The following is an 11,482-nucleotide window of genomic DNA, read 5'->3' as shown; positions in this document are numbered from 1 at the left end:
CATCACCCTCGCCGCCCGAGAGATAGTCATCCCCCGCACCGCCATTGATCGTGTCATTGCCAGCATCGCCATAGAGGCTGTCATCGCCATCGCCACCCGAGAGCGAGTCATTGCCATCACCGCCGTGCAGCAAGTCATTGCCCGCGCCGCCATCCAGCGTGTCGTTGCCCGCGTCACCGTTGAGCGTGTCGTTGCCCTGCTCGCCATAGAGCACATCATCACCGAGGCCGCCATTGATCAGGTCATCGCCCGGCTCACCCGCATCGGTCTGCACCGGGACGGTCTCGAAATGCATATCCGTGACGGTGATCGCCTGATCGGTATTGGCCCCGTTGGCATAGCCGATTGTCAGCTTGGCCATCGGATCCGCGATATCGATCCGCACCGAACCGACCTTGTCATCGGCATCATGGGTCCCGTCGCCGGTATCGCTATCCGTGCCGGTGATCGTGTAGGTGCCATCGCCGTTGTCGGTCACCGTCTGGTCGCCCATCGGCGTGATCTTGATCGCGACCGGCTTGCCATCCGCGTCCAGCGCCGAGAGCGTCACGACATCGACGTGATTGTCGTAGGGATAGCCCTTGTCGACATCGTTGATCAGGAACGAGGTATGCTGCACCTCGCCAGTATATTTGTCATTGTCGCTCGAGAAGGTGAGCGTGGTCGAAGAGGTCGGATCGATCCCGCCCTCGCCGCCGCACCCATAGAGCTTGAGCCCGGAATGCGCGTCGATCCCGGTGCTTCCGACATATTCGGTCTGATTGGTGAAGGTGGCCGAGGCGCCTTGATCGAGCACGTTGAAGTCGAACGCCACCTTGGTGTTGCCCATATCCACGGTCTGATCGACGACATGGCCGCAATCGGTTTTGAAGCAGCCCCAGTCGAGCTTTTCGCTGACTGGATCGGCCACGGGCGTATGGCTGTCTTCACCGCCATTATCGCCATAGATCGTATCGTTGCCCGCATCGCCGTTAAGCGTGTCATCGCCGCCCTGACCATAGATCAGGTCATTGCCGTCGCCGCCGTCGACCGAGTCATTGCCCGCGCCCGCATAGACAGTGTCATTGCCCGCACCAGCCTCGATAATATCGTCATTGGGCGTGTCATGCGGCAGGATCGCGTCCTCGTGGTCGACCATGTCGCCCTGCGGATCGCCGGTATAGTCGTAATCAATCAGATCATCGCCCGAGGTGCCCGACACGATCCCGTCGGGCTGCTCTTCCTCGACGCAGACATTGACCGTGGCCGTATCGTAGCCGCCATGACCGTCGGAAATCTTATAGCAGATCTCAGCTGTCCCCGAGAAATCCGCATCCGGCGTGAAGGTGATCGTCCCGTCGGCGTTTACGGCAACCGAGCCATTGCTGGCGGTCGGCGTTCCATAGATCTTGAGCGTGTCGCCATCGCGATCATAGTCATTCGCGAGGACGTCGATCTTGACGGGCGTGTTATAAGCTGTCTCTGCATAATCATCGCGCGCCACAGGCCGATTATTACAATCCCAGAAAAAAATCGTCATCCCAAGTCTCCTTGAACACCGCCCCGGGTCTGCATCCGGTGCGCCGTCATTACCTAGGCGCGTTGGCAGCGCCGATTTGTATGCAGGCTTGCGCCCCCACTATGTGTTTGAAGCTCGGGTATCTTGAGATCTGCGTTGCGCAGCAGCCCACAATCGAATGAAACCGGTGTCACCGGCACATTCGTCCCATTTTCGCGACGCGCCCTGACAACAAAGCGCGCATGCTAGGCAGCTATCGAACACAGATCTGAAGGATACCATCACTTCACTGGCCGCCCCCGTGGCCAGCATGCCCCCAGTCGTGCATAGCAAGCAAAATGCCGCTACCGCGCCATGAAAGAAAGAGAAATCTGCCTCAAAAGCGCCGCAATTGTCCAAATAGAAAGGTAGGCAGGCGATGAATTTCGCCGCGAAATTTTCTGTCGTTTAGGAATTGTTTCAGGCAAAACACGCATTGCGTGCAAACAGACAGGAATGACCTGTCCAAATGGACAGGCCGGAACGCGCCATTCTCCGAGATCGGCTCACTTACCCCGCAAAATTGTTTCGAAACCGGAAACTTACGCCGGGACCAATATGCCGATTGATGCCAAACAAAGATCCTGCTCAATCGCGCTGCACCGCAGCAAAGATTGTTCTCAAAATGCATCCAAATTTTGCAATTCGGGGTGTTTGTCGCCTCTGTCGTGCCCTGCTGCCCGAATCATCTCTCGTAACGCGACCGCAAAGCTACGGTAGGGACGCGTGACGGCTGCCCCGATCTCAACGGTTTTGAATCGCGAGACACCCGAGCAAAAATGAGCCCACCGCACCATGCGAGATGCACATCTGGAACATCTCGAAGCTGAACGGCAAGGCACCGATCACCATGGCTGTCTTGATCGCCGCCAGCCCGCCTACGTACAGCAGGGCCCCAACAACAAGGTTGAGCGCCGGACCCCAGACGATGATATGGCCGCGGCCCTTCGGGCTTTCCTCACCCGCGGCATTGATCGTGCTGACGGTCCGGATCGCGGAGTCCGCCGTGCTCACGAGATAGGTCGGCAACAAACCACGATGAGCACAGCCATCGCCCAGGACCAAAAGCCATGCAGTATCAGGCCGAGCATCACGAAAAGCAGGCTTTTCTGACCCGCGCCGGAGGTCGCCTCTCCCGCCATGCCGTTGCGCGTCATGCCGATGGACGTGCCGCCCACGAGCGCGACGTGATACCTCGGCTCGGCGGTTGCAAAGGTGCGCATCCCGACCCCGATACCTGCGCCAAACATCACGGAGGACCACGAGAATTCCGGCTCGTCATCGGCCGGCCAAGCTTCAGCATGTCGGTGAAGCGCACCACAGCCAGTAAGATGCACAGAAGGAAAAACCCGGCCGCTGCACAGATATACCAGGTCACAAAGCGCTTCAGGATCGCGCCGTTGAGCGCATTGAGAACCGCGGCTGCGGTCTCGGGAACAGCCATCGTCCAAACGATCAGGGCGCTGACAAGAATTTTCGAGGGGATCGCGACACTCTTTGAAAAGCCGGAATAGAAGCCGCTATCGGCGGTCAGGATATGCAGTTCATTAAAGGGGGTCTCTTGGCCATGTTTCCCCCATTCTGGCACTTGAGGTTCGGGCAGCCTCCTCCCTCTGCCGAATGTGCATGCGACATGACCAACCCGAACAATCGTAAAAGCTTCGGTGGCGTTCACTCTGTCTGATTAAAGATCACGGCGCCCACGAGCGAGCGCCCTGACATAGCCCTTAGCTGGGCAGATATTCCTTGCTCCAGCTTTCGCTGACTTGACCGGATTTCAGCATCCTCTCCACTGCAGATTCCGAGTAGCCCAGCTCACTCAAGATTTCCCGCGTCGAGGTCCCGAATTTCTCGGTCGGCGACAGCGCAAAGACACGACCGCGCGTGGGGCGTACCGCATAGGGATCAAGCTGTGTGACGCTATGACCGCTGGGGTGATCCTCATAGAGCGAGAACGAATAGCTCCCCCGGTCCGTGCCCGGTGTCCCATCGGCCTCACGGACATTCTCAGCCCGCAGCGCCTCGATGTTGTGACAGATCGCGCAGCCGATATCGGCGGCCCGCAGGCGGTCGACCCATTCATTCGCCGGAAGGGATTGGAACGCCCCGGCAAGGAACGCGGCGCGATCCTCTTCCGGCACATCCGGGAGATCCTCCATTCCTTCGACATTGCGGAAGCGCGGCAAGTCGGCCTCATAGGCACTCAGCAAGATATAGATACCCGATGCCGTGCTGTAGAAACGGCTGAGCGAGTCATAGCCGTTGACCTCGGGCCCCGAGGGCTCATCAAACAGCCCCCGCCCCCGGAAGTCATAGGTGAAGGGGATCTGCAGCAGGCCGCTATTGGCGCTCAGCGAGGTGCGACCGCGCCCGATCCGGCCAAAGCGGTGCTTCTGATAGAGAGCCGATGCCACGGCCAGCGCACCGCCAAATCCGCACATAACGTCGATTGTCCCCACATGCGCGTGCTCTTCGGGCCGGTCCATCGAGCCGCCGAAGCGCAGCATGATGCCGGTGGTGGCCTGCACCAGATCGTCATAGCCGATATAGTCGGTGCGCACGCCACGCCGCACGCCGCCGAAGCAGTCGAGCTTGCAAAAGATCGCCTCCGGGTTCAGCTTGCGCAGGCTTTCGGCATCCAGCCCCATCCGTTTGATCTGGCTGTCCGGCGCGTTCCAGAAGATCACATCGACGGATTTCACCAGATCCTCAAAGACCTTCCGCCCATGCTCGGATTTCACATCGGCCAGGATCGAGCGCTTCCCACGTCCCTGGCTCATCCCGTACATCACGGTGTTCCAGCTGTCATAGAGCGGCTTCGCCGGATCGATCTTGATCACCTCGGCGCCGAAACGGGCAAGGTAGCTGGCCGAGTGCGGCCCCGCGATCACGTTGCACATGTCGAGAACGCGCACGCCCGACAGCCAGCCCTCTTGCGCAATGCCGTCTTCGGGGTCCGGGATCTCCGTGCGCAGCTTGCGCAGAACCTTCAGCGCCTCGGGGAACTCCACCCAACGGCGAGGCTCAGGGGCAAGCGCCTCCTCGCCGCTTTCCTCCATCCAGACCACCGGGCCGGGCTGGGTCATCTCGCCATATTCGGGATCCCAGACATCGATCATGAGACCGGAGGCTTCGGCGAATTCATCGTTGATCCATTCCTGCAACCAACGCTGCGGCGCGCCCGGAATGCCCGCGCGTCCGAACAGACGCTTCCACTCATGCGAGGTGCGTGTCATGAAAACTTCTTTCATGCGCGCAGCGATCTTGTCGGCCCAGAATTTCGGCATCGGATAGACGCCAAGCGAGGTGTCGGTTTCCCACTCCGCCTGCGGCTTGTAGGTGTCTTCTTCCTCTTGCAGGCCTTCCTCGACCATCTCTTCATAGAGGCCCAGAACCTCAAGGCAGCGGCGCGCGTGGTATTTGTGGCTGGGGCAAACGACGTAGAAGCCGCGCCCGTCCTTGCACATATAGCTGCGGAAGAACGGATCGAGGAGCTCCTGGAGTTCCTCGAACGAGACGTTCATCGGCAGACCTTCGATGCGGCGCCGCTCGATCTCGATCTCACGCTGCGTGAGATAGCGTCTGGGCACATCCGAGACCTGAATGGAGTTGTAGCACAGCCCTTCCATGATCGCAGCGGCAAGCGGCACCTCGATCTGATCGCCAAGTCCGGTGAGCTGGCGCGATTGCAACGCAAGAACCGTCGCCGAGGCCGCGATCTGCGAGGCATAGGCCGAGGAAAGCGGCAGCGGCGAGAAAGACGGGTTGAGCCCCATCAGCACCCGGTTGAGCCCCATATCGGTGAACACGCCCGAACTGGCCGCCACGACGCTTTCAAAGGCCCGCAGCTCGCGCCGCAGCGCGTCATTCGACGCAAAGCCGGGAATGGAGATCGTGATCAGCTCGGGGCGTTCTTCGCGCATCGCCGTGAAATCGATCCCGAGTTTGGCAAGTTTCCCGGGCCGGAAGTTCTCGACAATGATGTCGGCCTCGGCACATAGCGCGCGCGCCTTTTCCAGCCCGTCCTCGGATTTGAGATCCAGATTCACGATCAGCTTGTTGCGCATCAAGGTCGCATTGGCGGGGCTGTCCCACATCGGACCGTCGGGCGGATCGATATGCACGACCGTAGCCCCCAGATCGCCCAGCAGCATCGCCACTGCGGGCCCGGCGATATATTGCCCGAAATCGACGATTTTGACGCCAGTCAGGGGAAGATTGGAAAACGATTTGCGCATGGTCTCTCCAGAGGGCGGAAGTCTTATGTCAGGGGGCTAGCGACCGGCAAGGACCCAGCGGGCCGCTTTCTCAGCGATCATCAAGGTCGGCGAATTGGTGTTGCCGCTAGTGATCTCGGGCATGACACTGGCATCGACGACCCGCAGACCGCTCACACCTTTGACGCGCAGATGCGGATCGAGCACGGCGCTGTCGTCATCCTCACGCCCCATCTTCACCGTTCCCACCGGGTGGAAGATCGTGCTCGCGATGTCGCCAGCCAGCCGGGCAAGATCGTCGTCGCTTTGATATTGCAGCCCCGGCTTGAATTCCTCGGGCTGGTATTGCTTCATCGCGGGCTGCGACATCAGTTCGCGCACCTGCCGCAGGCTGTCAGCCGCGACTTTACGGTCATCGGCGGTGTCGAGATAGTTGGGAGAGATCATCGGCGCGTCCCGGAAATTGCCCGAGCGAATGCGCACATGGCCCCGGCTCGTGGGGTTGAGGTTGCACACGCTGACCGTCATCGCCGGGAAGTCGTGCAAACGCTCGCCAAAGGCCTCAAGGCTGAGAGGCTGCACGTGATATTCAAGATTGGCATAGGGGCGGCTCGGGTCCGAGCGGGTGAACGCACCAAGCTGGCTGGGCGACATGCTCATCGGACCGGAGCGCTTGAACAGGTATTCCGCACCGATCATGGCCTTTCCGAACAGGTTCCCGGCCAGGGTGTTGAGCGTACGCGTGCCCTTGACCTTGAAGACAGCGCGGATCTGCAGGTGATCTTGCAGGTTCTCGCCCACGGGCGCATCACGCAGCACCTCGATCCCGTGCGATTTCAACAGCGCCGCAGGCCCGATGCCCGAGAGTTGCAGGATCGCCGGCGAGTTGACCGCGCCCGCCGACAGCACCGTTTCCTTCTTGGCGCTGACGGTAAGCGTCTGGCCCTTGCGATTGACGCGCGCCCCGGTGCAGCGCAGCGTGCCGGAGGCATCTGTCTCGAAGGTGAGCTTTTCGACCTGCGCCTCGGTCCAGATCGTGAGATTGGAGCGGGTCTTGGCGGGTCTCAGGAACGCTTTCGAGCTGTTCCAGCGCCAGCCCGACCGCTGGTTCACGTCGAAATAGCCAACGCCCGCATTGTCGCCGCTATTGAAATCATCCGTCTTCTCGACCCCGGCCTGCACCGCGGCATCCAAGAAGCTGTCGAGCACGTCCCAACGCAGGCGCTGCTTTTCCACGCGCCATTCGCCACCATTGGCATGCATGTCGGAGAACCGGCTGTTCTCGCCGGTCGCAGGATCGGCGCCATCGTCGAGCTTCCAGTGATCCTCATGGGATTTGAAGTCACGCAGCGAGTGCTCCCAGTCCCATTCGTCTTCACCGCTGAGCTTGGCCCAGTTGTCATAGTCCCGCGATTGGCCGCGCATGTAGATCATGCCGTTGATCGACGAGCAGCCACCCAGCGCCTTGCCGCGCGGATAGCGCAGGACGCGACCGTTGAGCCCTTTGTCGGGCTCGGTGGAATACATCCAGTCGGTGCGCGGATTGCCGATGCAATAGAGATAGCCGACGGGGATATGAATCCACGGGTAGGTATCGGGCTTCCCGGCCTCGAGCAGCAAAACCCGGTTCTTCGAATCCGCGCTCAGACGGTTGGCCAATAGACACCCCGCGGATCCGCCCCCGATCACAACGTAGTCAAACTCTGTCTCAGCATTCCGCATGGCGATGTCCTTCTGGTCGGCCCCGCAACACCAGAGATGACCGGACACCCAAAGAAGCCCTGCATGCAGGGCTGCGTCGCGTGCCGTACGCTCCTCCCAGCGCAGCAACTCCCATAAGGGCTAAAAGGCTTGAGCGGCTTTTCCTAATGACAAATTTCTCTGCCTGATATTAGGTTTCTTAATATGGAGAGATTCTCGAACCTAAACAGTATTCTGGCCTTTGTGACGGTCGCACGTGAAGGCACTGTCTCGCGCGCCGCCGAAGTGCTCAACCTCACGCAGCCCGCGATCAGCCATCAGATCAAGCGCCTGAGCGAAGAGACCGGCATTACGCTGTTCAAGCGCACCCCGCACGGTCTGGACCTCACGCCGGACGGAACGGCGATGCTGCCAAAGGCCGAGCAAGTGCTGAATGCGATGGCCGAGTTTCGTCGCAGCGCGAGCGCGCAATGCGGTCAGGTCTCTGGCAAGCTGAAGATTGGCACCATCGTCGATCCGGAATTCATTCGCCTCGGTCGCCTGCTCAGCCGTCTTCGCGAAGCACATCCGAATATCAGCACAGAGCTGATCCATGGGGTCAGCGGGGAAATCCTCGAGAAACTGAAGCGCCAACAGATCGATGTCGGGTTTTATCTGGCCTCGCCGGACGATGTGGACACGGCGCCCGCAGAACGCCCGCTATACACAAAGAAACTGGCCAATTTCTACTATCGCGTCATCGCGCCGGTTGGCTGGGACGCACGTGTCGCCGCTGCGAACTGGTCGGATCTGGCCAATCTGCCTTGGATCGGGACCTCCCCGACCTCCGTGCACAATCGGCTCCTGACACGCATTTTCCATGAGCATGGCTGCGTGCAAAACTGCGTCGCAATGGTCGATCAGGAAGCCTCGATGCTTGAGATGGTCCGCGCGGGCGTCGGCCTGAGCCTGTGCCGAGAGTCGGTCGCCTTGCACCAAAGACAAACCTTTGGCCTCGCCGTTTGTGAAAAACTGCGCGTCCCGGCCTGCCTTGTGATCCAGACCTTGGAAGAGCGAAAAGACCATCCCGTCATCACAGCCCTTTTCGAGCAGGTGTCCAGCGTCTGGTGACGCGCCGTCTTGGGCGGCGTCGCTGTTCCAGGATCTGGACCGTCGTAAAAACGGCATCGACGGGCTGCAGAGTTTGAGGGATAAGAACAGAATGTTCGAATTAGAAACTCGACAGCAGTCTATCGCTCTGATGGTCCTCTGCCCTATCAGCCTTGCGCTGATGGGCTATGCGGTGAAGACGAGCCACCATCTGCCCGTCGCGCAGGTCCTGCTGGCGCGGTTCGGCATCTCAGCGCTGATCTATACCGTCTGGCTTGGGATCCGAGGCTTCGAGTTTCGAGCCATACGGCCATTGAAGCATGTGTTGCGAACAGCGCTTGGCTTTTGTTCGGTCGCCTGCCTCTTCGGCTCGATCTCAAAAATCCCTTTATCGACGGCCCTCTGCCTGTCTTACACAGTGCCGATCTTCTCCTATGTGATCTCAGTCTGCTTGGGCCAAGTAAAAGCCGATTTTCGATTTCTCTATGTGGCCGGGGCCGTGGTGGCAATTGCGATGATCGTGCAGCCTTCTGCCGATATCAGCCCGTTCGGCGCGTTGCTGGGGCTTGCCTCGGCCTTCTTTGGCGCCATGGCTTTGTTCGAGATTAAGAGGATTTCGCACAGCGAGGGCACGGACGCCATTCTGGTGATGTATTTCGTTTACGCGACGCTGGCATTGCTCCTGTTCTCATTGTTCTCGAACGATACCAGTGGGCTGGGCGACAGTCTTGCGGCCTCGGCGCCTCAGCTGCTTGGCGTAGGGCTCTTTGGGTTGCTCTATCAGTTCAGTCTTGTGGGAGCCCTAAAGCACGTTCCGGTCGCAACCGTTTCGCTCGCGTTGCTGGCCGCAATTGCGATAGGCTACGGCATCGACATCATGGCGCTTGGTGCGCAGGTGAGCCTCTGGGCACTCTTGGGAACGGTGCTTCTGGCGGCATGTATCGGCGCTTATAGTCGCGCAAGCCGAACGTAGGGCTGGTTTCAATCGGCAGAGATAATCCCGACTGCAGAGGTGGAGCCGTGACGCGAGACGAGATCATCCAATCTTATCAAGAATATATCGCCTGTTTGAACCGACAGGGCTGGCACGACCTACATCACTACGTGGCCGAAAATGTCGACTATAACGGCGCCACGATCGGGCTTGAGGGCTATCGTGAGATGCTCGTTGCCGATTTTCGGGCGATCCCCGATCTCTCCTTCACGATCGCCCTGCTCGCCTGCGACCCGCCGATGATCGCCAGCAGGCTCGCATTTGACTGCACGCCGGTGGGCCAACTTTTCGGTCTCCCGGTGAACGGGAGACGCGTTCGCTTCGATGAGAACGTGTTCTACGCCTATGAGCGGGGCAAAATCCGCAAGGTCTGGTCCGTGATCGACACTGCCCGCATCGCCGCGCAACTCTGACACTTTGGGCGATGCGCGGGCTTGAATCTGGGCGTCGAGCGCGTCCCGAGTGCCGTGACCAGATTTCGCAAGATGATTGGCACTCCGCGAGACCGCTATCGGCACGAGCGGCTGCCGCCTGCCCCGCTCGATCCAGTGTGCGAAAGGTTTTGCCGGGTGCCCTCCACCGTGTTCAGCGCTCGAGGCATCCCGACGGGCACGAATCGTGAGAGCTGAGAGAGGGAGCACGAACGTCGCAGACCGCGCGACGCCGGCCCTGCGAATGTCTGACAAATTATCCCGTAGAATCAAACTGGTACCCGAGGCGAGACTCGAACTCGCACGACTTGCGTCGGCGGATTTTGAATTACACCGACCTTGTAGCTTTTCATACCTAGAGGCCATTTCGTTCCCAAGAACACACAAAGAACATACGGCGAACTTGGGAACACGCTAAAATGCCCATGTCGGGCAGAACCTCTATGAATCTACTGGCCGATGCGTCCGCTACCTCGAGGCGCTGAACGAGGTGGTTCACCGCTTCCGGCCAACCGGGATCATAAATGCCGATCAGGGTTCGCAGCTCAGGTCCTTCGCCTGGGAGGACCGGCTGAAACGGGGCAGCAAAGGACTGCTCTGCCCCCTGAAATTGGACCGTTTGAAACTGGAGTTTTCAGCTTAACTTTCCTGGCTGGGAGAGGAGCGGAATCGCATGAAGGCATCGAAGTTCACGGAGGCGCAAAAGGCGTTCATCCTGAAGCAGGGCGAGCAAGGAACGCCCGTCGCGGAGATCTGTCGCAAGGCGGGAATAAGCCAGGCGACCTACTTCAACTGGAAGAAGAAGTATGGCGGCCTGCTGCCAGACGAGATGCGCCGACTGAAGGCGCTTGAGGACGAGAACGCACGGTTGAAGAAGATCGTCGCCGATCTGACACTCGATCGGGAGATGTTGCAGGACGTCATTCGCCGAAAGCTCTGAAGCCTGGCCGGATGCGCGAACTGGTTCGCGGGATGTGCATCGATTGGGGCGTATCGATCCGAGGGGCTTGTGGGGCCCTTCGGTTCGACACCTCCACGTTCCACTACAAATCCCGCCGCACCGATCAGGCTGCCGTCGAAAGGCGGATCAAGGAGATCTGCGAGACACGCGTGCGGTATGGGTATCGCCGTGTGCATGTCCTGCTGCGGCGGGAAGGGTGGACAATCAACATGAAGAAGACCCGCAGGATTTACAATGAGTTGGGGCTTCAGCTCCGGAATAAGCACCCGAAGCGCAGGGTGAAGGCGAAGCTGCGAGAGGATCGCCAGGAAGCGATTGGGCCGAACGACGTGTGGGCCATGGATTTTGTCCATGATCAGCTTGCCATGGGCAAGAAGCTCCGCATCCTGACGGTGGTGGATACCCATTCCCGGCTGTGCCCGGCAGCCGATCCCCGCTTCGCCTACCGGGGCGAGGACGTCGTGCAGACGCTGGAGAAGGTCTGCGCCAAGCTCGGCTACCCGAAAACCATTCGCGTCGATAACGTCCTACGTCGGGAAGAATTTGCCGTTT

The 11,482-nt window shown here is 59.8% G+C and carries 9 protein-coding genes and 1 pseudogene; 4 read left to right on the top strand and 6 right to left on the bottom strand.

What is annotated here, in order from left to right; genetic code table 11:
- The 6 genes from DL1_RS22280 to DL1_RS19760 form a co-directional block, all read right to left on the bottom strand.
- Nucleotides 1-1,519 (bottom strand): Ig-like domain-containing protein (locus tag DL1_RS22280; protein WP_038069843.1); only part of this gene is annotated, 1,519 nt, incomplete at its 3' end.
- 762 nt (nt 1,520-2,281) lie between these two features.
- Complete coding sequence (locus DL1_RS22170) at nt 2,282-2,566, bottom strand: BCCT family transporter (protein WP_038069841.1); 285 nt, start codon at nt 2,564-2,566, stop codon at nt 2,282-2,284.
- A complete protein-coding gene (locus DL1_RS22320; protein WP_038069839.1) occupies nt 2,548-2,787 on the bottom strand; it encodes a hypothetical protein in 240 nt (79 codons plus the stop codon). Before DL1_RS22320 ends, DL1_RS22170 begins: the two co-directional genes overlap by 19 nt.
- Entirely contained in the window at nt 2,787-3,212 is a 426-nt protein-coding gene (locus tag DL1_RS22315; protein ID WP_218150873.1) for a BCCT family transporter, read from the bottom strand. The genes DL1_RS22320 and DL1_RS22315 overlap by 1 nt, the downstream gene beginning before the upstream one ends.
- Before the next feature lie 52 nt (nt 3,213-3,264).
- Nucleotides 3,265-5,775, bottom strand: coding sequence for a CoA transferase (locus DL1_RS19765; protein ID WP_038069835.1), 2,511 nt, complete (start codon nt 5,773-5,775; stop codon nt 3,265-3,267).
- 36 nt (nt 5,776-5,811) lie between these two features.
- Nucleotides 5,812-7,476 (bottom strand): GMC family oxidoreductase, encoded by a 1,665-nt coding sequence (locus DL1_RS19760; protein ID WP_038069853.1) that lies wholly within the window; start codon nt 7,474-7,476, stop codon nt 5,812-5,814.
- 183 nt (nt 7,477-7,659) lie between these two features.
- On the opposite strand from DL1_RS19760, the gene DL1_RS19755 reads away from it, so the two are divergent.
- The 4 genes and pseudogenes from DL1_RS19755 to DL1_RS21385 form a co-directional block, all read left to right on the top strand.
- Nucleotides 7,660-8,565 (top strand): LysR family transcriptional regulator, encoded by a 906-nt coding sequence (locus DL1_RS19755; RefSeq protein ID WP_038069832.1) that lies wholly within the window; start codon nt 7,660-7,662, stop codon nt 8,563-8,565.
- A gap of 130 nt (nt 8,566-8,695) precedes the next feature.
- Nucleotides 8,696-9,517, top strand: coding sequence for an EamA family transporter (locus DL1_RS19750; protein ID WP_143081732.1), 822 nt, complete (start codon nt 8,696-8,698; stop codon nt 9,515-9,517).
- Between the two features lie 47 nt (nt 9,518-9,564).
- Nucleotides 9,565-9,951 (top strand): ester cyclase, encoded by a 387-nt coding sequence (locus DL1_RS19745; RefSeq protein WP_038069827.1) that lies wholly within the window; start codon nt 9,565-9,567, stop codon nt 9,949-9,951.
- 691 nt (nt 9,952-10,642) lie between these two features.
- Nucleotides 10,643-11,482 (top strand): annotated as a pseudogene (locus DL1_RS21385) (IS3 family transposase); the annotation flags it as partial.

The sequence above is a fragment of the Thioclava dalianensis genome (genome assembly GCF_000715505.1).
GTDB lineage: Bacteria > Pseudomonadota > Alphaproteobacteria > Rhodobacterales > Rhodobacteraceae > Thioclava > Thioclava dalianensis.
Note: the sequence above shows the minus strand (reverse complement) of the source record. Positions and strands in the feature narration are given on the sequence as shown.